Genomic DNA, 21,532 nt, shown 5'->3' on the forward strand with positions numbered 1-21,532 from the left:
TCCGGCTTGCTCATCGACAGGGGGTGGGGGTATACGTGAGAAGGTACAGCAAATACCCCCTAGGGGTATAACGCCCCGCTCGGCGTCACGCCCGGTCCAGCCCGATGACGAGCACTGCACAGCGACCCCGCTCCATCGGCAAGGAGTCCTCATGAATCACCCTTCCCACCAGGCCGGCGAGAGCGGACAACCGCACGGCCGCGCGCCGTGGGGCACCGCGGCCAAAGCGACCCTGCACTGCCTGACCGGCTGCGTCATCGGCGAGATCCTGGGCATGGCCATCGGCACAGCGCTGCTGTGGAGCAACATCCCCACGATGGTCCTGGCGATCGCTCTGGCATTCCTCTTCGGCTATTCCTTCACGATGTACGCGGTGCGCAGGGCCGGTCTCGGGCTCAAGGCCGCGATCCGCGTCGCCCTCGCCGCCGACACCGTCTCCATCACCGTCATGGAGCTGGTGGACAACGTCATCATCGCCGTGACCCCGGGAGCGCTGGACGCCCATCTGTCCGAGAGCCTCTTCTGGTCCGCGCTGCTGGGCGGCTTCGCCGTTGCCTTCCTGATCACCACGCCCGTGAACAGGTGGATGATCGGGCGCGGCAAGGGGCACGCCGTTGTGCACGCCTATCACTGACGGGGAGCGGCACTTCTCCAACGGCTGTGCGCACAAGCGGAGTACGAGCCCGCTGAACGCCACGAGCAGAGGGTCCGACTGAGCCGGAGTCGCCGTCTCCTCCTGTCACCGCACGCACGGTTGTCCGGCCTCCGGTGCCCGTGGAGTTCCACCGAGCGCCAGTACGGCACTGAGTACCGAGACGGCGGCCAGGGTGAGGAAGAGCGCCGGGTATCCGCCCAGGGGACCGGCGAGGGCGGCTCCGGCGAAGGGGGCGAGACCGGTGGCGACGGTGACGGGGGCGGCGAGGATGCCGCTGAGTTTCCCGTAGTGCCGGGTGCCCCAGCGGTCGGTGACGGCGGTGGCGTGCAGGAGCGTGAGGTTGCCGCGGACCATGCCGACTCCGACGGCGAGGGCGATCAGGAGGGGCACCGGTCCGGGGACGACGGCGAGAGTCGCGGTGGTGACGCCCCCGGCTGCGATGAGGACGCCGGTGCGGGTGGTGACACCGGTACGGCGCGCGAAGGGCGAGTAGCAGATGCGGCCCAGGGTCTGGCCCAGGCCGCCGAGCCCGAGCGCCCATGCCGCCTGGGTGGAGGTGGCGCCGCGTTCGTTCAGCAGGGGGACGATGCCGATGACGACGGCGAACGACGAGCACGCGGAGAGCGTCAGCGCGACGGCCAGCAGTACGAACGGCCGGGTGCGGGCGACCGGCCTCCGCGGCTTGGCTGCCGTCCCGGGCTGCCCGGCTGAGTTCGGGGCGTCGGGCGCCGGAGGCCAGGGGGCGCGCAGGGCGAGCGCGTGGGCGGGAACGGTGACGGCGGCGAGGATCACGGCGAGGGTGGCGTACGCGGCGCGCCAGCTCATGTGCTCGACGAGTGCGGCCGTGACCGGTGCGAAGACGGTGCTGGCCAGTCCGCCGGCGAGGGTCAGGATCGTCAGTCCCCGTACGCGGTCGGGGCCCCACCAGCGGGTGACGGCGGCGAACGCGGGCGGGTAGAGCGTCCCGGCCATGGCGGCTCCCGCGCACAGCCAAGCCCCGGCGAATACAAGGAAGTCGGGGGCCGCTGCGACGGCCAGTACGGATGCTGCGCCCAGGACCGATCCGGCCGTCATCACGGCGCGTGGGCCGCGCCGGTCCAGGACGCGCCCCACGGGGATGCCCACGAGGGCGCTGACGAGCAGGGCCGCGGAGAAGGCGCCCGTGGCGGCGGTGCCGGACCACCCTGTCTCGGCCGTCAGGTGGGGCAGGAGTACGGGGAAGGCGTAGTAGAGGACGCCCCAGCCGGTGATCTGGGTGACGCACAGGGCGGGCAGGGCGAAGCGGGGCTGCGGCCGGTCCCCCGTACCGGTAGCAGCCCCGCTTGTGCTGCCGCTGGTGTGAAGGCCGGTCACCCGGGCGTCAGCAGCAGCCGGAGGTGACGGCCGCACTGTCGGGGGTGGTGTTCCCGTCCGCACAACACGTGCTGTCCTCCTGCTTGGTGAGGGATTCGGCATCCGCCTTGACGACGTAGACCTCCCAGGGCTCCTTGCCGGGCCCGTGGACCCAGACCTTGTCCTGGACGGCGTAGCAGCAAGTGGTGTCGCTCTCCTCCGTTGTGGCCAGTCCCGCCTCGCTCAGGCGGGTGGTGGCGGCGTTCACGGCCTGGGAGGACTCGACCTCGACTCCCAGGTGGTCCATGCGTGTCTCCTCCCCGGCCCGGCCCTCGATGAGGACGAGCTTGAGCGGGGGTTCGGTGAGCGCGAAGTTGGCGTATCCGTCGCGGAGTTTCGCCGGCTCCGAGCCGAAGAGCCTGCTGTAGAAGGCCACGGACGCCTCCAGGTCGGGAACGCGGAGCGCGAGTTGTACGCGTGACATGCTGCACCTCCTTGGGATCAGCGGCCGCCGGTCGGGGCCGGGGGTTCGAGATCTGCGGTCTGTACGGTGGCCGGTGCTGCGCAGCAGCCACCTCCTTCGCCTTCGGCCTCCCCCTGTTCGGTCTCCGGTTCGTCGAAGAGTCCGGCGCCGCCGCACACTCCCGTCTCCGGCAGCGTCAACTCGACGCGCTCGGCGGCCTCCTGGTCTCCGGCGAGGGCCGCCGCGATGGAGCGGACCTGTTCGTAGCCGGTCATCGCGAGGAAGGTCGGCGCGCGTCCGTAGCTCTTCATGCCGGCCAGGTAGAAGCCCGGCTCGGGGTGGGCCAGTTCGTTCGCGCCGTGCGGATAGACGGTGCCGCAGGAGTGGACGTTGGGGTCGATCAACGGGGCCAGCCGCACGGGGGCCTGGAGGCGTTCGTCCAGGCCGAGACGCACCTCGTCGAGGAAGGACAGATCGGGGCGGAGGCCGGTCAGCGCGACGACCTCGTCGACGGGGTCGAGGCGGTGTCCGCCGTCGGCGACGAGCACGAGGCGCCCGTCCTCCCGCTCGACCTCGGAGGTACGGAATCCGGTGACCGCCTCGGCGTACCCGTCGTCGACTGCGGCCTTGGCGCGCAGGCCGAGCGCTCCGCGCGCGGGCAACTGGTCGGCCTCGCCGCCGCCGAAAGTGCTCTCGCCGACACCTCGCCGCAGGACCCAGGCGGTGCGGGTGCCCGGGTGTTCCCTTGCGAGATCGGCGAGACCGGCGAGCGCGGTGAACGCCGAGGAGCCGGAGCCGATCACGGCCGTGCGCTTTCCCGCGTAACGGGCCCGCACGGCAGGGTCCTTGAAGTCGGGGATGCGGTAGGTGATCCGGTCGGCGGCGGTGTGCTCACCGAGAGCGGGCAGACCGTCGCCGCCGAGGGGGCTGGGCATGGCCCAGGTGCCGGAGGCGTCGATGACTGCGCGCGCTGTCAGACGCTCCTCCCGGCCCTCGGCCGTGACGAGATGGACGGTGAAGGGCCGTTCCTCACGGTCGGCGTCGACGACGCGGTCCCGGCCGCTTCGCGAGACTCCGGTCACGCGGGCCCCGTAGCGGACGCGGTCCCCCAGTGCGTCGGCCAGTGGCTGCAGGTAGCGCTCGGCCCACTCCCCGCCGGTGGGGTAGGAGGCGTCTTCGGGACGGTTCCAGCCGGTGGGGGCGAGGAGCTTCTCTGCGGCCGGGTCGACGACCTCGGCCCAGGGCGAGAACAGCCGCACATGGCTCCACTCCCGCACGGCGGTACCCGCACCGGGACCGGCCTCCAGGACGAGCGGGTTCTGATCCCGCGCGACGAGATGAGCCGCGGCGGCCAGGCCGGTCGGCCCGGCTCCGATCACCACGGTGGGCAGAGCGGCGGTGGGCTCGTTCACGGCGACTCCCCAACTTGCTTCGACGTTTGTCTATGACTTGCACTGTCAGCATCACACCTGTTTCGATGGATGTCAACATAGACATTCATCGAAACAGGTGTTCCGTGAACCAAGGATGGACGATGGAGAGCTTCGACGTGGTGATCGTCGGCGGTGGGCAGTCCGGCCTGGCCGCGGCTCATGCTCTGCGGCAACGCGGGCTGCGCCCGGTCGTGCTGGAGGCGTCCGGGCAGGCGGCCGGGTCCTGGCCTCGCTACTACGACAGCCTCACCCTCTTCTCCCCGGCTCGGTACAGCTCGCTGCCCGGGTTGCCCTTCGGCGGTGACCCGGACCGCTATCCCCACCGGGACGAGGTGGTCGCCTATCTGCAGCGCTACGCGGACCGGCTGGACGTGGAGATCCGCACCGGCCGGCGCGTGAGAAGCGTCGACCGCGACGGCGAGGGATTCACCCTCCTCCTCGACGGCGGGGGACGGCTGGGTGCGCGGGCAGTCGTCGCCGCCACCGGCAGTTTCGGCCGTCCCCACCGTCCCCGCCTGCCGGGCCTGGACTCCTTCACCGGCACCCTGCTGCACGTCGCGGACTACCGCTCCCCTGAACCGTTCGCAGGTCAGCGCGTCGTCGTGGTCGGCGCCGGCAACTCCGCTGTGCAAGTAGCGGCAGAACTCGCCACACGCGCCCGGGTCACCCTTACGAGCCGTGCCCCGGTGCGCTGGGCCAAGCAGCGGCCCTTCGGCGGTCGGGACCTGCACTTCTGGCTCACCGTCAGTGGCCTGGACGTCGCACCCCTGGGACGCTTCTTGCGCAACCCTCCCACCCAGATGGTCATCGACGACGGCCGCTATCGGACCGCGCTCGAGGCCGGCGCCCCCGACCGCTGCCCGATGTTCAGCAGGATCGAAGGTTCCAGAGTCACGTGGAGCGACGGCAGCGCCGAGGACGTCGACACTCTCCTGCTCGCCACCGGGTACCGTCCCGACCTCGGCTGTCTTGCACCTCTGGGGGTTCTCGGTGAGGAGGGGCTCCCGCTGCACCACGATGGCGCATCCCTCGTCGATCCGGCTGTGGCGTACGTGGGCCTGGAGTGGCAGCGCAGTCTGGCGTCCGCCTCGCTTCGTGGCGTCGGACGGGACGCCGAGCGCATGGCACGGCGCCTGTCGGCGCATCTCGCCGGGAGGTAGAGGCGCGCCCCGTCTGTTAGATGCGTGTCAAAATAGACGTATGTCGAATGCGAAGGCGTTGCCGCTGATAGAGACAGACGTGGCGCCGTGCTGCCCGCCGCTGGACGAACGGCCTTTGACGTCGGAGGAGGCGGAGCGGGCCGCGGCGATGTTCAAGGCGCTCGGCGACCCGGTGCGGCTGCGGCTCTTCTCGCAGATCGCCTCGCACGCAGGCGGCGAGGCGTGCGTCTGCGACATCTCCGACGTCGGCGTCTCCCAGCCGACCGTCAGCCACCACCTGAAGAAGCTTCGTGAGGCCGGGCTCCTGACCTCCGAGAGGCGGGGTACGTGGGTGTACTACCGAGTCGCTCCGAGTGTGATGGCGTCCATGGCGCGGAGCTTCTCCGCCTCCGGGTGATCGGCGCCCGTTCGGCGCCGTGACGCGGTCCAGTGCGCCGATGCCGTGCCCGGCCGCGGAATCATTCTCAGTTCCGGGCCTTTGCGTCCGAGCTTTAATCGTTTATCGTCGATTAACGATGAATACAGTTCGGCCTCTCGACCGTGACACCGCCCAGGAGTACGCCTCCTGGTTCAAGGTGCTGGCCGATGCGACCCGGGTCCAGATCGTCTCGCTGCTGGCTCGACGCGGGCAGCCGATGAGTGTCGGCGCGATCGTCGACGCCGTGCAGGTGGGGCAGTCCACCGTCTCAGCCCACCTGAAGCAGCTCGCCAAGGTCGGCTTCGTCCTCGTCGAGAACGCCGGCACGGCCGGCTACTACCGCATCAACGACGAGTGCGTGACCTGCTTCCCCTCGGCCGCCGACGTCGTCATGGGGCGTCCCGCACCCAGCAGTCCGCTCCCGGACACCGAAGAGGAGTGATCGTCATGACCAGCCCACAACCGGCACCGGCCGTTGACCGGCTGGAGGACGTCACCAGCCGTTACGGAGCACTCGCCCGCGCCGCCGCGGCCGGTGAGCAGATCGTGGACTGTGGAGAAGACGCCTTCGAAGAAGGTTGCTTCGGAGCCGCCGGATACGAGCAGACCGAAGACCTGCCCGACGGTGTGGTCCGCGCCAGCCTCGGCTGCGGCAACCCCGTCGCCGTCGCTCCCCTCGCTCCCGGCGACTGCGTGCTGGACCTCGGGTCGGGCGGTGGCATCGACGTACTGCTCTCCGCCCGCCGCGTTGCACCCGACGGCATCGCCTACGGCCTCGACGCCACCGACGAGATGGTCGACCTCGCCCGCGCCCACGCACGGCAGGCGGGTGTGGAGAACGTGGAGTTCCTGCACGGCAGGATCGAGGAGATCCCCCTGCCGGACGCCCATGTGGAGGCCGTCATCTCCAACTGTGTGATCAACCTGTCCGCGGACAAGCCCCGGGTGCTGGCGGAGGCCTACCGCGTGCTGTGGCCGGGGGGTCACTTCGGCGTCAGCGACGTCCTGGCCCACCCGGGGCTCACCGCGGCTCAACGTGCCGAGGCCGAGCGGGTCACCGGCTGCGCCACGACCCTCACCGCCGAGGAGTACCGGGAGCTGCTCCTGGCCGCCGGCTTCACGGGCATCGACATCGTCCCCACGGCGGACGCGGGAGTGGGTGTGTATTCGGCGATCGTGAAGGCCCGCAAGCCCGCTGCCCCCGAGGGAATCATCCTGCGCCCCATCCGTGCGCACGATGCCGAAGCGGTGCTGACGATCTACCAGGCCGGGATCGACGAGGGGAACGCGACGTTCGAGACCGCTGCCCCCGCATGGGAGGCGTTCGACGCGTCGAAGCTGCCCCTGCACCGATACGTCGCCGTCGACGACGCGACCGGCGAAGCACTGGGCTGGGCCGCCGCCGCCCCGACCTCACCACGGGAGGCGTACGCGGGGGTTGTCGAGCACTCCGTCTACGTTCATCCCAGCGCACGTGGCCGTGGCATCGCCCGCGCTCTCCTGGACGCGCTGGTCGCCTCGGCGGAGAGCGCCGGCGTATGGACCGTCCAGTCCGGTGTCTTCCCCGAGAACACCGCCGGCCTCGCCCTCCACCGGAGCGCCGGCTTCCGCACCGTCGGCACCCGTGAACGCGTCGGACGGCATCACGGAAGGTGGCGGGACGTCGTACTGGTCGAGCGCCGCAGCCCCGCGATCAGCTGAGCTGTCGGGCGATCTCCCGTGCGGCATCCCGTGCCGGGCGGCCGACACCGATGAGCGTTGCGGAGGCCGGGCCCGTCCAGTCGCCGTAGCCGAGCAGGTGCAGCCGGGGTTCGGCGAGGGCGCGGGTGCCGTCGGTGGGGATGTGGCCATTCCGGTCCCGCAGGCCGAGCGGGGACAGGTGAGAGAGCGCGGGGCGAAATCCGGTGCACCAGATGACGGCGTCCGCTCGGACGATCGTCCCGTCGGCCCAGACCGGCCCGTCCGCATCGAGGCGGGTGAACATGGGCTGGGCCTTGAGGAGTCCCGCATCGCGGGCTTCCCGTACGGCTGGTGTCGCGACGATGTCGCCCAGGGAGGCGACACCTCCGGTGTCGGTGTCGCCGTGGTCGAGGGCACGGCGGCGGGCGGATGCGGCGTCGAACAATGCTCGGCCGTCGATGTCGTCGGCCAGAAAACGCGGTGGCCGCCGGGTGACCCAGGTCAGGTCCGCGTGCCCGGCGAGGTCCGCGGCGATCTGCGCACCGGAGTTCCCGCCGCCCACCACGACCACCTGCTCGCCCGTGAAGTCTTCGGGGCGACGGTGGTCGACCGTGTGCAGCTGACGGCCGGTGAACGTCTCGCTTCCGGGGACGGCGGGCAGGAACGGCCGCCACCAGGTGCCCGTCGCGCTGATCACGAACCGTGCGCTCCAGGTGCCGGTGTCGCTGGCCACCCGCAGGCGGCCGCCGTCCCTGTGTACGCCCGTGACGTGCACCGGTCGGACTACGCGCAGGTCGTAGCGCCGTTCGTAGTCGGTCAGGTAGGCCACGACATGCTCGGTGCCCGGGTAGGTCCGGCCTCCTTGGGGCGGCATGAGGCGGCCGGGAAGCGAGGAGTAGGCGGCCGGGGAGAACAGGCGCAGCGACTCCCACATGTGAGGCCACGCCCCACCCGGTGCCTGCTGTGAGTCGAGGACGACGAAGTCGACGCCCGCGCGACGCAGGTGGTAGCCGGCGGCGAGCCCTGCCTGGCCGCCGCCGATCACCACCACGTCGACTGTCCTACCGGTCACGCGGGAATGCCCCGGGGGCCTGCGGCGGAGAGAAGACGGTGCATCAGCTCTCCTGCGCCTGCGTGTTCACGACCGGCACTGCGAACTTCCGTCGCCAGGCCAGCGATACGTACACCAGGGCCACCAGGACCGGCACCTCGATGAGAGGGCCGACGACGCCGGAGAGCGCCTGGCCGGAGGTGACGCCGAAGGTGGCGATGGCGACGGCGATGGCGAGTTCGAAGTTGTTGCCCGCGGCGGTGAAGGCGAGGGTGGTGGTGCGGTCGTACGGGATGCCGAGGCTCTTGCCGAGGGCGAAGGAGCCGAACCACATGATCGCGAAGTAGGCGAGCAGCGGCAGGGCGATGCGGGCGACGTCCAGCGGCTGGGAGGTGATCGTCTTTCCCTGAAGTGCGAAGAGGATGACGATGGTGAACAGCAGCCCGTACAGGGCGAACGGCCCGATCCTCGGCAGGAAGCTGCTCTCGTAGGACTCACGGCCCGCCTTCTTCTCGCCGATGCGGCGGGTGAGGAAGCCGGCCAGCAGCGGGATGCCGAGGAAGATGACGACGTTCCAGGCGATCTTCCACATGGAGATGTCGAGTTGCTCGCCGCCCGCGAGGCCGAGCCAGCCGGGCAGCAGGTCCAGGTAGAGCCAGCCGAGCAGGCCGAACGCCAGTACCTGGAACACAGAGTTGAGGGCCACCAGGACGGCCGCGGCTTCGCGGTCGCCGCAGGCCAGGTCGTTCCAGATGATGACCATGGCGATGCAGCGGGCCAGGCCGACGATGATCAGTCCGGTGCGGTACTCGGGCAGGTCCGGCAGGAAGATCCAGGCGAGGGCGAACATCACCGCAGGTCCCAGGATCCAGTTGATGACCAGGGAGGAGAGCATGAGCTTCCGGTCGCCGGTGACCGCGTCCAGCTTGTCGTAGCGGACCTTGGCCAGCACCGGGTACATCATGATCAGCAGCCCGACGGCGATGGGCAGCGAGATGCCGCCGATCTCGACCTTGCTGAGGGCGTCGTTCAGGCCGGGGATCACACGCCCCAGGCCCAGCCCCAGGCCCATTGCGATGAGGATCCACACCGCCAGGAAGCGGTCCAGCGTGGACAACTTGGCGACGACCCCGGGCGCAGGCTCCGGGGTCGTGGTCGTGGACGGTTCGGTGCGGGTCACGGACAGGCCCTCTTCTTGTCGGTTGCAGCGGTGGCACGGGCGGTGGCGGCGAGCTCCGAGAAGGAGCCGGCCACGGCCTCGATGACGTCGGGCCGCAGCTTGTAGTACGTGAAGCGGCCGCACGGTTCGGTGTCCACGACCCCGGCCTCCCGCAGCACCCTCAGGTGGTTGGAGAGGTTGGTCTGCCGCGCACCGGTCTCCTCCACCAGATGCGTGGTGCAGAGGGTCTCGTGGGCCAGCAGGGTCACGATCCGAAGCCTGAGGGGGTCCGCGAGGACCCGGATCAGGTCAGTGTCGACTGACGTCATCATGGGCTGATACTGTCACATCAGTGGTGACTGACGCCACTGGGCGCTGATGTCAGTGCGCCTGAACCGACGTGAGACAAGAGAGCCCCGATGCCCGAGAAGCCCTCCGTGCTGTTCGTCTGCGTCCACAACGCCGGCCGGTCCCAGATGGCCGCCGCGTGGCTGACCCATCTGGCGGGCGACCGCGTCGAGGTGCGCTCCGCCGGGTCGGCGCCCGCAGAGACCGTCAACCCCGCCGTCGTCGAGGCCATGCGGGAAGTCGGCATCGACATCGCCGCCGAGACCCCCAAGATCCTCACCGTGGACGCCGTGAAGGCCTCCGACGTGTGCATCACGATGGGCTGCGGCGACGCCTGCCCCGTCTTCCCCGGCAAGCGCTATCTCGACTGGACGCTGAAGGACCCGGCCGGCCAGGGCGTCGAGGCCGTACGTCCCATCCGCGACGAGATCAGGACCCGCATCGAGGGCCTCATCGGCGAGATCGCCCCGGAGACCGCGACCGGGTGAAGCCCGCGGCGGGGCGTAGGATCGGATCCCGATATCGGTTCCGTCACTGCCGGAGGTGGCCACGGTGCGGGAGTTCCAGCGGGGCGCGGTGCGGCTGCACATCCTGCACCACGCGGCCGAGGAGGAGATCCACGGTGCGTGGATGACCGAGGAGCTGGCCGGCCACGGCCACCGGATCAGTCCCGGCACCCTGTACCCGACGCTGCACCGTCTGGAGGCGGACGGGCTGCTGGTGTCCGAGCAGCGGGTGGTCGACGGCCGCACCCGGCGGGTGTACAGGGCGACCGAGGCCGGCAGGAAGGCCCTGGCGGAGGACCGGCAGGCACTGAGGGAGCTGGCCCGCGAGGTCCTGGGCGGCGAAGCCCCGTAGGCCGGCGGGCGGCGGACCGGTGAGCCGGTCTCTCGCCGGGGACCGCTCGGTTCCGGAACCGCCCTGGTCCACCCGTCCCTGCTCACCGTCCTCGGCGACGTCGCCCGCACAGCCTGGCGTGCCCGCGCGGTCGGCCCTTTCCGGCGCCGGTGCTGTGGCGGTTCGCCGCCGGCGGCCCTTCTCGTCGGAGCCGTCCGCGGCGCCGATGCCGTCGTCCGGCCATCTGGGCGGTCGCCGCCTCCACCGCCGTTCCCAGCCTGGTGGACGCGGTACGGATGTACGAGACCCGTCCCTGCACCTGACAGCGAATGACCCGGTGCCGCGCGGCCCGGGCGGCGCACGGGAGGACCGTCGTGACCCGCAACCTCCTGATCATCGCCAATGACCCGCCCTACGGAACCGAGCGCTCCTGGAACGCCATCCGGGTTGCCGGCGCTCTCGCCCGTCGCCCGGAAGTCGAAGTCCGGATCTTCCTGCTCGGCGACGCCGTCGGCTGCGCGGTACGGGGCCAGAAGGTGCCCGACGGCCACTACCATCTCGACCGGATGATCTCCACGGTCGTTCACCACGGCACCGGGACCGGCTGCTGCGGGACCTGCCTGGACGCTCGTGGTCTCGCCGAAGAGCAACTCGTCGAGGGAGCCCACCGCTCCACTCTCGAACAGCTCACGGACTGGACCCTCTGGGCCGACCAAGTCATCACGTTCTGACCGAGTCCGCCCGCGCCGCGCATCTTCCGCAACGGGCTATTCAGGCCTCCGCACCATGCGGCGCACCCCGTAGGCCGCGGCGCCGAGGGCCAGCACTGCGGCGCCGCCGATCACCGAGGACGCCGGCAGGGCGAGGGCCAGGACGAGGCAGCCGGCCAGCCCGACGGCCGGGATGATCCGCGCCGGCCGGCCCTCGTGCGGGGTGAGGGTCCAGGCGGAGGCGTTGGCGACGGCGTAGTAAGCCAGGACGCCGAACGAGGAGAAGCCGATCGCCCCGCGCACGTCCCCCGTCGCCGCGACCACCGCCACGACCGTGCCCACCAGGAGCTCGGCGCGGTGCGGCACCTTGAACTTCGGGTGGACCGCGGCCAGAGCGTGAGGCAGGTGCCGGTCGCGGGCCATGGCCAGCGTCGTGCGGGAGACGCCGAGGATCAGGGCGAGCAGCGAGCCCAGTGCGGCCACGGCGGCACCGGCGCGCACGACCGGTACGAGCCATTCGGCGCCCGTCGCCCGGGCCGTGTCCGTCAGCGGCGCGGTGGCTTCCGCCAGTCGCTCCGGGCCGAGGACGCTCAGCACGGAGACGGCGACGACGGCGTAGACGACCAGGGTGATGCCCAGTGCGACCGGGATGGCCCGGGGGATGGTGCGAGCGGGGTCGCGGACCTCCTCGCCCAGGGTCGCGATGCGCGCGTATCCCGCGAACGCGAAGAACAGCAGGCCCGCCGCCTGTAGCACGCCGCCGAAGGCCGCGTCGTCACCGGCGTCGAGCCGTGCCGGGTCCGAGGCGGAGGAGGTGAGCGCGGCGGCCACCACTGCGGCCAGGACGGCCAGGACCACGCCCACGACGACCCGGGTCAGTACGGCGGACTTCTGCACGCCGGCGTAGTTCACGGCGGTCAGGGCCACCACCGCCGCGACGGCGACCGCGTGGGCCTGGTCCGGCCACACGTATGAGCCGACTGTGAGCGCCATCGCAGCGCAGGAGGCGGTCTTGCCCACCACGAACCCCCAGCCCGCCAGGTAGCCCCAGAACTCGCCGAGACGTTCACGGCCGTAGACGTACGTGCCCCCCGAGGCCGGATAGCGGGCGGCGAGCCGCGCGGAGGAGGTGGCGTTGCAGTAGGCGACCACCGCCGCGAGCGCCAGACCGGTCAGCAGCCCGGAGCCGGCCGACCGTGCGGCCGGGGCGAGCGCGGCGAAGATTCCCGCGCCGATCATCGACCCCAGACCGATCACCACGGCATCGAAGACCCCGAGCCGGCGGTTCAGTTCGTCCGGCATCCCGGCGGCGGTCGGCGGCTTGCTCATGGTCCACTCCCTCGGCGGCACAGGCGCTGACGTTACGCCCTCCGATATCGGGAGACGATACGTGAGCTACGGGCCGGCCGACGACCCGCACCCCAGGTCATGGATGCACGCCCGTTGTCCGCCGAAATCCGTGCGCCCGAGAGACCGGCCCTCGGCCGAACCCCTCCGCTTTCTCCCTCCTCCTCGTTCCGCTCCCGCGGTGCCCGGCGGTGCCGGCGGGGCGGCTTCGGCGGCGTCGGGACCGCGTGGGTCACGGGCCCGGCAGCCGGCGTCGGGATGGCGCACGGCCTTCGTGGGTGAGCCCCGCCCAACAGGTCGCGCGGCGCTTCCGGTTCAGGTCCCGCACCGCCGCTGCGCGAGGCGAAGGCCCGGAGTCTCCATGGAACTGATGCTTCGTCACCTTTCTTGTCTGCCAACTGGCTTGTCAGAAAACAGCACTACAGAAGCGGTTAGATCAGTCAAAACATGAACTAGGACGGACAAGACTCTTGTCTTTCTGCTCACAAGCGCCGAATACTCCCTTCGGCGCTTGTCATGGGCACGAAGGCCACTGGTTCGACGTGCCCATTGGCTGCGCCTCACGGGTCCGTGCAGCGGACCCCCGATTCCCCACACCCTGGAGGAACAAGTGAGGATCAGGCGCAAGAGCCCCACCACGGGCACCCAGAGACGCACCCGGCTGATCGCCCTCGCGTCCGGAATGATCGCCGCGGCAGCGCTGACCACGCCTGCTGTCGCAGCGGACGCCCCCACCTCCCAGTTCAGCGCCTCCCAGTTGTCCGCGGCGAGTGACGCAGTGCTCGACGCCGACGTCGCCGGCACCGCCTGGCACGTGGACAAGAAGAACAACACCCTCGTCGTCACGGCTGACAGCACCGTCTCCCGGGCTGAGATAGCCAAGATCAAGAAGGCGGCGGGTGCCGAGGCCGCTGCCCTGAAGATCGAGCGCACCCCGGGCAAGTTCAGCAAGCTGCTTCAGGGCGGCGACGCCATCTACGCCAGCAGCTGGCGCTGCTCGGCGGGCTTCAACGTCCGCAGCGGCAGCACGTACTACGTCGTCACCGCCGGGCACTGCACCGACGGCGCGGGCACCTGGTACTCCAACTCCGGCCGCACGTCGGTGATCGGCCCGACGGTCGGGTCCAGCTTCCCCGGCAACGACTACGGCCTCATCCGCTACAGCTCCTCCTCCGCCAGCCACCCGGGCACTGCGGGAGGTGTCGACATCACGGGCGCCGCCAACGCCTACGTCGGGATGTCCGTCACCCGGCACGGCAGCACCACAGGCACCCACAGCGGCACCGTCACCGGCCTGAACGCCACCGTGAACTACGGAGGCGGCGACGTCGTCTACGGCATGATCCAGACGAACGTGTGCGCGGAGCCCGGCGACAGCGGCGGCTCGCTGCGTTCCGGGAACACGGCGATCGGCCTGACCTCGGGCGGCAGTGGAAACTGCACGTGGGGCGGTACGACGTTCTTCCAGCCCGTCGTCGAGGCACTCAACGCCTACGGCGTCAACGTGTACTGACGTGAACTGACGGCTTCGACGCCGTCGGCACGAGCCCGGGTCCAGCGTGAGGGCCCGGGCTCTGTCGGCTCCGCCCGCCGAACGGCGGCATGCCCGGCGCCGGCCCGGGCGTTCGCGCGAAGTCGCGGCCAGTGCCTGTCAGTTGAGATGCGTCGTCCTGCGTGCGCGAGCCGCCGTGGCCGAAAGTCCCTCACTGAGGCGCGGCGCGGCCGCACGGCGCCCCTGCGGAGACCTCGCGGGCGTTTCCGTCCGTCGAGGACGGTGCATGATGGTGCCGAAACCTACACCGCTGTAGAAACAACTGGTGATCATGGATCTGTACCGGCACTTATGCCGACGCACGTGGACGTGCCGCACTGCCGTTCACGTGTGTCCGGATCACCGTCGCCGGGCGCGACGACGCCCCGGCAGGCGCCGTAGGTGATCCGCAGTCACGCTGAACACGAAGGAGTGGACGCCACGATGGTGTTCAAGAAGCTGCTCGGGGCGATCGGGGTCGGGGGTCCCTCGGTGGACACGGTCCTCGACGGCGGACCGGTTCTTCCCGGCGGCGCACTGGCCGGCCAGGTGCATCTGGAAGGCGGCTCGTCGGACGCGGAGATCGAGCAGATCGTCCTCGAACTCGTCGCCCGCGTCGAAGCCGAGGGCCACGACGGGGAGCACGAGGGTGCGGTCGTCTTCGACCGGGTGACGGTGGGCGGCGGCTTCCGCCTCGACGAAGGGGAGCGCAGGTCCGTCCCGTTCTCCCTCGTGCTGCCGTGGGAGACGCCGGTGACCGAACTGCACGGCCAGGCCCTCGGGGTCGTGCTGGGCGTGCGGACCGAACTGCACATCGCCGGCGCCCGGGACAAGGGTGACCTGGACCCGTTGCGGGTGGGCCCCCTGCCGGTCCAGGAGGCCGTTCTGGACGCCCTGGGCCGGCTCGGCTACGGCTTCCGCTCGGCGGATCTGGAGCTCGGCCACATCCACGGGACCGGCCAGCAGCTGCCGTTCTACCAGGAGATCGAACTCACCCCGCCCGGCCAGTACGCACATGCCGTCAACGAGGTCGAGCTGACGTTCCTGGCGTCCCCGTCAGGAGTGGAGGTCGTCCTCGAGGCCGACAAGCGCGGTGGTCTCTTCTCCGGCGGTCACGACGTGGTCAACCGGCACCACGTGAGCGAGGCGGACATCGCCTCCGCCGACTGGGTCGGCACCGTCGAAGGCTGGGGGCGAGCGCTCATGGAGCGCCACGGCGGCGCTCACGGCGCATACGTGCACGGGGACCCGCACGGGGACCCGCACCACGCCGGCCTTCACCACGGGGGCGGTCACGGACACGGCGGTCACCACGGTTCTTCCCGGCCGGGCATGGGGGCCGCGGTCGCAGCCGGGGCGGTGGGAGTGGCCGCAGGCGTGGCCGGCGGACTCGTCGCGGCCGAGGTGGTCGACGAGATCGGTGACGCCTTCGAGGAGGAGGAAGAGGAGAGCGGCGAAGACTGAAAGGTGCCTTCACGGAAGCTGGTAACTTCTACATTGTTGTAGAAATTCCCGTCGTGCCCGGGCCGCCGACGCGGCCCGGGCCCACGCTTCATCTGGAGACGTCATGGCCCTGTGGGATCGCATCAAGGAGTCCGCTCAGACGATGCAGGCCCAACTGGAGGCAAAGAAGAACGACCTGAAGAGCGGAGCCTTCCGCGACGCGAGCATGGCCATGTGCGCCCTCGTCGCAGCGGCGGACGGTTCCATCGACCCCGCGGAACGTCAGCGCGTCGCTCAGCTGATCACCGGCAACGACGTCCTGCAGAACTTCCCGGCCGACGATCTGCGTCAGCGCTTCGACGAGTACCTGGGCAAGCTCACCTCGGACTTCGACTTCGGGAAGGTCACCGTCCTGCAGGAGATCGCGAAGGTGAAGAAGAAGCCCACCGAAGCACGCGCCGTCATCCAGATCGGCATCGTGATCGGAGGCGCCGACGGAGACTTCGACGCCACGGAGCGTGCGGTCGTCCGCGAGGCCTGCTTCTCCCTGGACGTGCCCCCCGCCGAGTTCGATCTCTGACGGCGCCGGCGGTCACGAAGGGGGACGCAATGTTCGGCATCAGCGAAGTGGCCCTGCTCATCCTCGTCGCCGTCGTCGTGTTCGGCGCCAGGAAACTGCCGGAACTGGCCCGTTCCCTGGGCAAGTCCGCGCGCATCCTCAAGAGCGAGGCCAAGGCCTTGAAGACGGACCGCTCGGCTTCCGGGGCGGGCTCGGCCTCGTACATCGTCCACCCGCCCCCTGAGAAGGGAACGGCAGGGGCGGACGGTCACAAGGGCACACCCGGCCCGAACGAGTCCTGACCGGCAGGCAACCATCGCCGCTCGCCGAGTCGTCCTCGCAGGTGGGGACCCTCGCAATTCACCAAGGAACGGAAAAACTCATGGGATTCGTCAGCTGGATAATCCTGGGTCTGCTCGCGGGAGCCATAGCAAAGGTGCTGCTCCCCGGCCGGGACCCGGGCGGTCTGATCGTCACCACACTCATCGGCGTGGCCGGTGCCTTCCTGGGCGGCTGGCTCTCGGCCACCGTCCTCGACCGGCCTGTGGACAAGCAGTTCTTCGACCTTGCCACCTGGGTCGCCGCGATCGCGGGATCACTCGTCCTGCTGATCGGCTACCGCATGATCGCCGGCAACTCCCGGCGCTGAGCGCGCCGGTCACCCGGGGCGGAGTCCCCGGTGAACCGGGCGGCCGAGCCCGTGGGCCGACGGTGTCTACACGCCTGTAGATGCCGCGTGTGTCGTGCCCGGCCCGGCAGTGCGCTCGCCGTAGCCTGCGAGCAATCGCATGGAAAGCCACTTCGGTTAGGTGCGACGGGTGGGCCTTGTCGCAGGAGCAGCACAGGGCCCGCCTGCCGGTGGACACCGCGAAGCGGGCACAGGGAACGGCCGCAGGCACCGACGCACGGACGCACGCCGCGGGCACAGGCACGGGAACGACACAGGCACGGACGTGCTCGCCGGCGTTCTGCCCGGGAGGCGCACCCTTATGACCGACCAGTTGCCGGGGTTCATGGGCCGGCTCAGGGAGAGACTTCAGCTCGGCACCTCAGGCGGCCGCCCGCCCGCTGCGGGTCCGGACCGGTCCGGGGCGCCGCGGGGCGGCCCCGTCTTCGTCGCCGACTTCTCCTCGACGCGGCAGTGGGAGGCGGGCCGGTCCTGGGCCTATCCCGGCGGCGGCCCCACGAACCCCGGCGACAACAAGCTCGACCACCTGGTGGCCGACCCCTCCTACTCCCGCGGCGGAGTCTTCCGGGCCACTCGCCGGGCCTCGGGCATGTGGAGTGCGGGTCTGCTGACCACCGAAGACAGCCGGGAAGGCTTCACCCTGCGCACCGGCGACGTCCTCCGGACACGCCTGCGGCTGCCGGAGGAGGTGGGAGCGTGGCCCGCCGTGTGGACGTGGCGGGACGGCGGGAACGAGGTCGACGTCTTCGAGTACCACCCCGACAACCCGGATGTGCTGGAGCTGTCCAACCATGTCCGCGGCAGCGGCCACGACTTCAAACACCCCTGCGTCCGTCCCGGTGCCCGGATCGACGTGAGCGTCGAGTTCGGCGCGGACTGCGTCACGTGGCACGTCAACGGCTCCCGGGCATTCGCGGACGGCGTCGGCGTGGGGGACGACTGGTGCGCCTACCTCATCGTGAACATGTCGGTGAGCGCCGGCGAATACCACCCGCCTCCGCGGCCCACCACCCGGTCGCTGTCCTACGAGGTGAGCGACCTGCGCGTGTACCGGCCCTGAGGAACTCCGATTCCGCTGCGCCCGGGCCGGCCTGCACGGCCCGACCCGCCCATCCGTCCCTTCCGTGAACCGGTTCTTCCCGTGCGGTGGATCCGATGACCGGCGACCGGCGACGAGAGGTGACCGGTGACCGGTGACCGGGCCGGGGTCAGACGTTGACGCCGAAGTCCTGGGCGATTCCCGCGAGCCCCGACGCGTAACCCTGCCCGACGGCGCGGAACTTCCATTCCGCCCCGTGGCGGTAGAGCTCGCCGAAGACCATCGCGGTCTCCGTCGCCGCGTCCTCCGTCAGGTCGTAGCGGGCGAGTTCGGTACCGCCGGCCTGGTTGACGACCCGGATGAACGCGTTGCGGACCTGCCCGAAGTTCTGGCCGCGCTGTTCGGCGTCATGGATCGAGACGGGGAAGACGATCTTGGAGATTTCCGCGGGCACGGCCGCCAGATCGACCTTGATGACCTCGTCGTCCCCTTCGCCCTCTCCGGTCAGGTTGTCTCCGGTGTGCTCGACCGCGCCGTCGGGGCTGGTGAGGTTGTTGTAGAAGACGAAGTGCCGGTCCGAGACCACCTTGCCGGACTCGTCGCACAGCAGGGCGCTGGCGTCGAGGTCGTGGTCCACGCCGGTCGTCAGGCGTACGTCCCAACCCAGGCCCACCAGCACCGCAGTGAGGCCCGGTGCCTCCTTGGTGAGCGAGACGTTGCCGCCCTTGGACAGGGAAACACCCATGATCTCCTCCTGACGTCGATGGACCGGCCGTCGGCGTAAATCTACAGCACTGTAGAAGTCATGATCGCGGACGGGTCCTTCGCTACGATGACCCCCACTCGGGACGCGGGCGGACGGCGCCGGCACGCCCGAGGTCCGAACCAGCCGGCGTGAGGGAGGGGCCTTGGCGAAGCGGAACAGCGCGCCGACGAGCGGTTCCCCGTCCCCGCGCCGCGGTCAGGGTGAACTGGAAGCCCAGGTCCTCACCGTGCTGCACAGCGCTCCCGGGCCCGTCAGCGCAGCCTGGGTGCAGGAGCGGCTGGACGGCGGCCTCGCCTACACCACCGTCGTGACCATCCTGTCCCGGCTGCTCGCCAAGGGGGCGGTGACCCGTGAGCGCTCGGGTCGCTCCTTCGACTGGCAGCCCGCGGTCGACGCGGCCGGTCTGGCCGCACTGCGGATGCAGCGGGTCCTCGACAGCGAGGCGGACCGGGAGGCGGTCCTCACCAGTTTCGTGACGGCCCTTCCCCCCGGGGACGAACGGCTGCTCCGCGACCTGCTGGGAGAGGCCGGAGAAGTGGGGGAAGCCGGAGAGGCCGGGGAAGCCGAGAAGGAGGCAGAGGACTAGAGCGATGGGCGTCTTCGTCTTTCTGCCACTCGTCCTGCCTTTGACGGCCTGGCCCATCGCCGGGCTCGCCCAGCGACGTCTCCATCCGCGCACCGCGGCCCGTCTGCTGACCGCGGTCGGCGTGGTCCTCGCGGTGTGCAGCACGCTCTGCCTGGGCCTGATCATGGTGGTCGGCACGGCCCAGCTGCCGGGAAACCCCCTCCCCGACGGCTGGTCCGACCCGGAGGTCCGGGCAGCGGTCCCCTACGACGAAGTGGCCGGCAAGGTGGCCATTCCCGCGCTCGTCGCGGTGGCAGTGGCATGCGCGCGGACGCTCTGGCGCCACTCCCGGCTGCGGTGCCGGGCCGGGCAGGCCCTTCGGGGACTGCCGTCGTCGCAGGTCGCCGTCCTGCCGGACGAGACCGCCTACGCATACGCCCTCCCGGGCCGTGGGCAGGGCCGCATCGTCGTCTCCACGGCGATGCTGGCGTGCCTCGACACCCAGGAACGCGAAGCCCTCTTCGCCCATGAACGCACCCACCTGACGGCGCACCACCACCGCTTCCTGCTGGCGGCGCAACTGGCCGCCCGGGCCAACCCGTTCCTGCGTCCGCTCAGGACGGCCATCGCCTTCAGCGCCGAACGCTGGGCCGACGAGGCCGCCGCGCACACGGTCGGAGACCGCCGGCTGATGGCCCGGACCGTCGGAAAGGCCGCACTGGTCTCGCGTCCCGCACGCACACAGACCTTCGCCGGCTTCGCCGCGCCCGGGCCCGTGCCACGTCGCGTGCAGGCCCTGCTCGACCCCGCACCCGACGCCCGCAACTGGCCCCCCGCCTGCACCGCGGCGGGCCTGGCGCTGTGGACGGCCGCCGCAGGCACCACCGCGTCCGCCTTCTCCTCGGCCAACGCGACGGTCGCGCTCGTCTCCGTCCTGCACGCGGCGACGCCACTGTGAGCGAGCCGGCGGGCGGCGGCCGGTGGCCGGTGGCCGGCGAGCGGATGGATACGGGCCGGGTGGGGGCTGGCTGAGTACGGGCTGAGCAGGGCCGAGGCGGGCGAGGGCCGCCTCAGCCCCGAGCCGTGTGCGGCCCCGGGGGCCCATGCGCTTCTCGCGCGGCCTCGCCGAGCCGCGGCCCTGCGGCCTTCAGCATCGCGCCCTCGCGCCCTCGCGCCCTCGCGCCCTCGCGCCCTCGCAAATTCCGGCATCGCGGATCCCGGGACGGTCCTGCTGCGGTTGCGCGCCCTCGTGGCGAACCACACCGTGGACAGCGGACAGGTTGCCGCGGCCTGCACGCAGAGCAGTTCGCAGCGCCCGGTGTCCATTGGCCGGTGTCCGGCGGGGCAGCCCCGGCGCACGCACTGCTCCGGCCGGCGGCACCGTCCCACGGGCGACGCCGAACCGCCGCTCGCCGGACGCCCAGGACCCGAGAGGAGCCCCGGTGGAACCGAGCAACGCTGTGGTCGTCGGCGTCGACGGCTCCGCCTCGAGTTACTCCGCCGTGGAACAGGCCGCTCGGGAGGCGGCCCTGCACGGGGTCGGTCTGCACATCGTGACCGCCGTGACGATGGTGACTCTCCCGGCCGGCGCGGGCCTCAGAACGTACGAAGCGGTGCGTGATGCGATGTACGAAGGGGCGGAGAGGCACCTGACCCAGGCCGAGTCGCGTGCCCGTGCCGCCGCGCCCGGTGTCCGGATCAGCAACTCAGCTCCGGCCGGGGAACCCGTTCGCATGCTGGTCGAGCTGTCGCGCTCCGCTTCGATGATCGTCGTCGGGCACAGGGGACTGGGCGAGTTCACCGGGCTGCTGCTGGGGTCCGTCGCGTCGCACCTCGCCGCTCACGCACACTGCCCGGTCATGGTGCTGCGCGGTACACCGAATCCGTCGGGCCCGGTGGTGGTCGGCGTGGACGGCTCGCCGGCGAACTCCTCGGCGATCGCGTTCGCGTTCGCCGAAGCCTCTCTCGCGGGAGCGGACCTCCGCGCCGTACACGTCTGGTCGGAATGGTCCGTGCCGCCCACGCCTCCGCGCGACAAGTCGCCGGCGTACGCGAAGAAGCCGGGCGAGCTGAAGGACGAGGAGGAGGCGCTGCTGGCGGAAGCGCTGGCCGGGACGGGTGAGAAGTATCCGGACGTGCAGGTGGAGCGCCGCACGCTGCGCGGCCGTACCCGTCAGGAACTCATGAGCGCCGCCGAGGGCGCGCGGCTGCTGGTGGTGGGTGCGCGCGGGAGGGGCGGGTTCGCCGGAATGCTGCTCGGCTCCGTCAGCCAGGCTCTGCTGCGACACGCGCCGTGCCCTGTCGCGGTCGTGAAGCAGGACACCCCTCGCCTCTGAGGGCCCCGGCCC

At 70.9% G+C, this 21,532-nt stretch carries 25 protein-coding genes and 1 pseudogene; 18 read left to right on the plus strand and 8 right to left on the minus strand.

What is annotated here, in order from left to right:
• Nucleotides 1-151 precede the first annotated feature (151 nt).
• Nucleotides 152-634, plus strand: a complete 483-nt coding sequence (locus tag H180DRAFT_RS05110; protein WP_055484751.1) for a DUF4396 domain-containing protein — start codon at nt 152-154, stop codon at nt 632-634.
• 105 nt (nt 635-739) lie between these two features.
• Here the strand turns inward: H180DRAFT_RS05110 and H180DRAFT_RS05115 are convergent, their stop codons facing one another.
• Genes H180DRAFT_RS05115 through H180DRAFT_RS05125 form a run of 3 tightly spaced genes read right to left on the minus strand, consistent with a single transcriptional unit; the run spans nt 740 to nt 3,862 of the window.
• Nucleotides 740-2,008: an MFS transporter gene (locus tag H180DRAFT_RS05115; protein ID WP_055484752.1), complete on the minus strand. Its 1,269-nt coding sequence runs from the start codon at nt 2,006-2,008 to the stop codon at nt 740-742.
• A 7-nt stretch (nt 2,009-2,015) separates the two neighbouring features.
• Entirely contained in the window at nt 2,016-2,471 is a 456-nt protein-coding gene (locus H180DRAFT_RS05120) for an ArsI/CadI family heavy metal resistance metalloenzyme (RefSeq protein WP_055484753.1), read from the minus strand.
• A 17-nt stretch (nt 2,472-2,488) separates the two neighbouring features.
• Nucleotides 2,489-3,862, minus strand: a complete 1,374-nt coding sequence (locus H180DRAFT_RS05125) for an NAD(P)-binding domain-containing protein (protein ID WP_055484754.1) — start codon at nt 3,860-3,862, stop codon at nt 2,489-2,491.
• 122 nt (nt 3,863-3,984) lie between these two features.
• Between H180DRAFT_RS05125 and H180DRAFT_RS05130 the strand changes: the two genes are divergently transcribed.
• The 5 genes and pseudogenes from H180DRAFT_RS05130 (at nt 3,985) to H180DRAFT_RS30285 (ending at nt 7,162) form a co-directional block, all read left to right on the plus strand.
• On the plus strand, nt 3,985-5,043 hold the full coding sequence (locus H180DRAFT_RS05130; protein WP_055484755.1) for a flavin-containing monooxygenase: 1,059 nt from the start codon (nt 3,985-3,987) through the stop codon (nt 5,041-5,043).
• A 40-nt stretch (nt 5,044-5,083) separates the two neighbouring features.
• Nucleotides 5,084-5,440, plus strand: a complete 357-nt coding sequence (locus H180DRAFT_RS05135) for an ArsR/SmtB family transcription factor (protein ID WP_055484756.1) — start codon at nt 5,084-5,086, stop codon at nt 5,438-5,440.
• A gap of 118 nt (nt 5,441-5,558) precedes the next feature.
• Nucleotides 5,559-5,903, plus strand: a complete 345-nt coding sequence (locus tag H180DRAFT_RS05140; protein ID WP_055484757.1) for an ArsR/SmtB family transcription factor — start codon at nt 5,559-5,561, stop codon at nt 5,901-5,903.
• A gap of 5 nt (nt 5,904-5,908) precedes the next feature.
• Nucleotides 5,909-6,574 (plus strand): annotated as a pseudogene (locus H180DRAFT_RS30280) (methyltransferase domain-containing protein); the annotation flags it as partial.
• Between the two features lie 99 nt (nt 6,575-6,673).
• Nucleotides 6,674-7,162, plus strand: a complete 489-nt coding sequence (locus H180DRAFT_RS30285) for a GNAT family N-acetyltransferase (RefSeq protein WP_055484926.1) — start codon at nt 6,674-6,676, stop codon at nt 7,160-7,162.
• Here the strand turns inward: H180DRAFT_RS30285 and H180DRAFT_RS05155 are convergent.
• From H180DRAFT_RS05155 to H180DRAFT_RS05165, 3 genes are read right to left on the minus strand one after another with little or no spacing between them, the layout of a single operon-like run.
• Nucleotides 7,155-8,213: an ArsO family NAD(P)H-dependent flavin-containing monooxygenase gene (locus tag H180DRAFT_RS05155; protein WP_055484758.1), complete on the minus strand. Its 1,059-nt coding sequence runs from the start codon at nt 8,211-8,213 to the stop codon at nt 7,155-7,157. The genes H180DRAFT_RS30285 and H180DRAFT_RS05155 overlap by 8 nt on opposite strands.
• 43 nt (nt 8,214-8,256) lie before the next feature.
• Complete coding sequence (gene arsB / locus H180DRAFT_RS05160; RefSeq protein WP_055484759.1) at nt 8,257-9,372, minus strand: ACR3 family arsenite efflux transporter; 1,116 nt, start codon at nt 9,370-9,372, stop codon at nt 8,257-8,259.
• A complete protein-coding gene (locus H180DRAFT_RS05165) occupies nt 9,369-9,683 on the minus strand; it encodes an ArsR/SmtB family transcription factor (protein ID WP_055484760.1) in 315 nt (104 codons plus the stop codon). The genes arsB and H180DRAFT_RS05165 overlap by 4 nt, the downstream gene beginning before the upstream one ends.
• Before the next feature lie 87 nt (nt 9,684-9,770).
• On the opposite strand from H180DRAFT_RS05165, the gene H180DRAFT_RS05170 reads away from it, so the two are divergent.
• The 3 genes from H180DRAFT_RS05170 (at nt 9,771) to H180DRAFT_RS05180 (ending at nt 11,267) form a co-directional block, all read left to right on the plus strand.
• Nucleotides 9,771-10,187, plus strand: coding sequence for an arsenate reductase ArsC (locus tag H180DRAFT_RS05170; protein ID WP_055484761.1), 417 nt, complete (start codon nt 9,771-9,773; stop codon nt 10,185-10,187).
• A 64-nt stretch (nt 10,188-10,251) separates the two neighbouring features.
• Complete coding sequence (locus tag H180DRAFT_RS05175) at nt 10,252-10,557, plus strand: Rv3488 family transcriptional regulator (RefSeq protein ID WP_055484927.1); 306 nt, start codon at nt 10,252-10,254, stop codon at nt 10,555-10,557.
• Nucleotides 10,558-10,910: 353 nt separating this feature from the next.
• Nucleotides 10,911-11,267: a DsrE/DsrF/TusD sulfur relay family protein gene (locus H180DRAFT_RS05180; RefSeq protein WP_199822470.1), complete on the plus strand. Its 357-nt coding sequence runs from the start codon at nt 10,911-10,913 to the stop codon at nt 11,265-11,267.
• A gap of 36 nt (nt 11,268-11,303) precedes the next feature.
• On the opposite strand, the gene H180DRAFT_RS05185 is transcribed toward H180DRAFT_RS05180, so the two are convergent.
• Complete coding sequence (locus tag H180DRAFT_RS05185) at nt 11,304-12,575, minus strand: APC family permease (RefSeq protein ID WP_055484763.1); 1,272 nt, start codon at nt 12,573-12,575, stop codon at nt 11,304-11,306.
• 628 nt (nt 12,576-13,203) lie between these two features.
• Here H180DRAFT_RS05185 and H180DRAFT_RS05190 point away from each other — a divergent pair.
• From H180DRAFT_RS05190 to H180DRAFT_RS05215, 6 genes are all read left to right on the plus strand, one after another.
• Nucleotides 13,204-14,106, plus strand: coding sequence for a S1 family peptidase (locus H180DRAFT_RS05190; RefSeq protein ID WP_055484764.1), 903 nt, complete (start codon nt 13,204-13,206; stop codon nt 14,104-14,106).
• A 462-nt stretch (nt 14,107-14,568) separates the two neighbouring features.
• Nucleotides 14,569-15,588 carry a sporulation protein gene (locus tag H180DRAFT_RS05195; RefSeq protein ID WP_055484765.1) on the plus strand — a complete coding sequence of 340 codons (1,020 nt, stop codon included), beginning with the start codon at nt 14,569-14,571 and terminating at the stop codon, nt 15,586-15,588.
• 103 nt (nt 15,589-15,691) lie between these two features.
• On the plus strand, nt 15,692-16,147 hold the full coding sequence (locus H180DRAFT_RS05200; RefSeq protein WP_055484766.1) for a tellurite resistance TerB family protein: 456 nt from the start codon (nt 15,692-15,694) through the stop codon (nt 16,145-16,147).
• Between the two features lie 29 nt (nt 16,148-16,176).
• The gene (locus H180DRAFT_RS05205; RefSeq protein WP_055484767.1) at nt 16,177-16,428 is read left to right on the plus strand and encodes a twin-arginine translocase TatA/TatE family subunit; all 252 of its coding nucleotides are present in this window, start codon (nt 16,177-16,179) and stop codon (nt 16,426-16,428) included.
• 80 nt (nt 16,429-16,508) lie between these two features.
• Nucleotides 16,509-16,775, plus strand: a complete 267-nt coding sequence (locus H180DRAFT_RS05210; protein WP_055484768.1) for a GlsB/YeaQ/YmgE family stress response membrane protein — start codon at nt 16,509-16,511, stop codon at nt 16,773-16,775.
• 340 nt (nt 16,776-17,115) lie between these two features.
• Nucleotides 17,116-17,874, plus strand: coding sequence for a LamG domain-containing protein (locus H180DRAFT_RS05215; protein ID WP_254665885.1), 759 nt, complete (start codon nt 17,116-17,118; stop codon nt 17,872-17,874).
• Nucleotides 17,875-18,022: 148 nt separating this feature from the next.
• Here H180DRAFT_RS05215 and H180DRAFT_RS05220 read toward each other — a convergent pair whose 3' ends face one another.
• Nucleotides 18,023-18,598, minus strand: coding sequence for a TerD family protein (locus tag H180DRAFT_RS05220; protein ID WP_055484769.1), 576 nt, complete (start codon nt 18,596-18,598; stop codon nt 18,023-18,025).
• Nucleotides 18,599-18,761: 163 nt separating this feature from the next.
• Between H180DRAFT_RS05220 and H180DRAFT_RS05225 the strand changes: the two genes are divergently transcribed.
• The 3 genes from H180DRAFT_RS05225 (at nt 18,762) to H180DRAFT_RS05235 (ending at nt 21,520) form a co-directional block, all read left to right on the plus strand.
• Nucleotides 18,762-19,205, plus strand: coding sequence for a BlaI/MecI/CopY family transcriptional regulator (locus H180DRAFT_RS05225; RefSeq protein WP_055484770.1), 444 nt, complete (start codon nt 18,762-18,764; stop codon nt 19,203-19,205).
• A 4-nt stretch (nt 19,206-19,209) separates the two neighbouring features.
• The gene (locus tag H180DRAFT_RS05230; RefSeq protein WP_055484771.1) at nt 19,210-20,142 is read left to right on the plus strand and encodes a M56 family metallopeptidase; all 933 of its coding nucleotides are present in this window, start codon (nt 19,210-19,212) and stop codon (nt 20,140-20,142) included.
• A gap of 484 nt (nt 20,143-20,626) precedes the next feature.
• Nucleotides 20,627-21,520 (plus strand): universal stress protein, encoded by an 894-nt coding sequence (locus H180DRAFT_RS05235; protein WP_254665886.1) that lies wholly within the window; start codon nt 20,627-20,629, stop codon nt 21,518-21,520.
• Nucleotides 21,521-21,532: the final 12 nt, after the last annotated feature.

It is taken from the genome of Streptomyces sp. WMMB 322 (genome assembly GCF_900090145.1).
Classification (GTDB): domain Bacteria; phylum Actinomycetota; class Actinomycetes; order Streptomycetales; family Streptomycetaceae; genus Streptomyces.

Coding starts and splice junctions, on each gene's coding strand:
- H180DRAFT_RS05135 (WP_055484756.1), top strand. CDS start 5,084: ATGTCGAATGCGAAGGCGTTGCCGCTGATAGAGACAGACGTGGCGCCG.
- H180DRAFT_RS05200 (WP_055484766.1), top strand. CDS start 15,692: ATGGCCCTGTGGGATCGCATCAAGGAGTCCGCTCAGACGATGCAGGCC.
- H180DRAFT_RS05220 (WP_055484769.1), bottom strand. CDS start 18,598: ATGGGTGTTTCCCTGTCCAAGGGCGGCAACGTCTCGCTCACCAAGGAG.
- H180DRAFT_RS05215 (WP_254665885.1), top strand. CDS start 17,116: ATGACCGACCAGTTGCCGGGGTTCATGGGCCGGCTCAGGGAGAGACTT.
- H180DRAFT_RS05110 (WP_055484751.1), top strand. CDS start 152: ATGAATCACCCTTCCCACCAGGCCGGCGAGAGCGGACAACCGCACGGC.
- H180DRAFT_RS05130 (WP_055484755.1), top strand. CDS start 3,985: ATGGAGAGCTTCGACGTGGTGATCGTCGGCGGTGGGCAGTCCGGCCTG.
- H180DRAFT_RS05120 (WP_055484753.1), bottom strand. CDS start 2,471: ATGTCACGCGTACAACTCGCGCTCCGCGTTCCCGACCTGGAGGCGTCC.
- H180DRAFT_RS05140 (WP_055484757.1), top strand. CDS start 5,559: ATGAATACAGTTCGGCCTCTCGACCGTGACACCGCCCAGGAGTACGCC.
- H180DRAFT_RS05185 (WP_055484763.1), bottom strand. CDS start 12,575: ATGAGCAAGCCGCCGACCGCCGCCGGGATGCCGGACGAACTGAACCGC.
- H180DRAFT_RS05210 (WP_055484768.1), top strand. CDS start 16,509: ATGGGATTCGTCAGCTGGATAATCCTGGGTCTGCTCGCGGGAGCCATA.
- H180DRAFT_RS05230 (WP_055484771.1), top strand. CDS start 19,210: ATGGGCGTCTTCGTCTTTCTGCCACTCGTCCTGCCTTTGACGGCCTGG.
- H180DRAFT_RS05165 (WP_055484760.1), bottom strand. CDS start 9,683: ATGATGACGTCAGTCGACACTGACCTGATCCGGGTCCTCGCGGACCCC.
- H180DRAFT_RS05170 (WP_055484761.1), top strand. CDS start 9,771: ATGCCCGAGAAGCCCTCCGTGCTGTTCGTCTGCGTCCACAACGCCGGC.
- H180DRAFT_RS05205 (WP_055484767.1), top strand. CDS start 16,177: ATGTTCGGCATCAGCGAAGTGGCCCTGCTCATCCTCGTCGCCGTCGTC.
- H180DRAFT_RS05195 (WP_055484765.1), top strand. CDS start 14,569: ATGGTGTTCAAGAAGCTGCTCGGGGCGATCGGGGTCGGGGGTCCCTCG.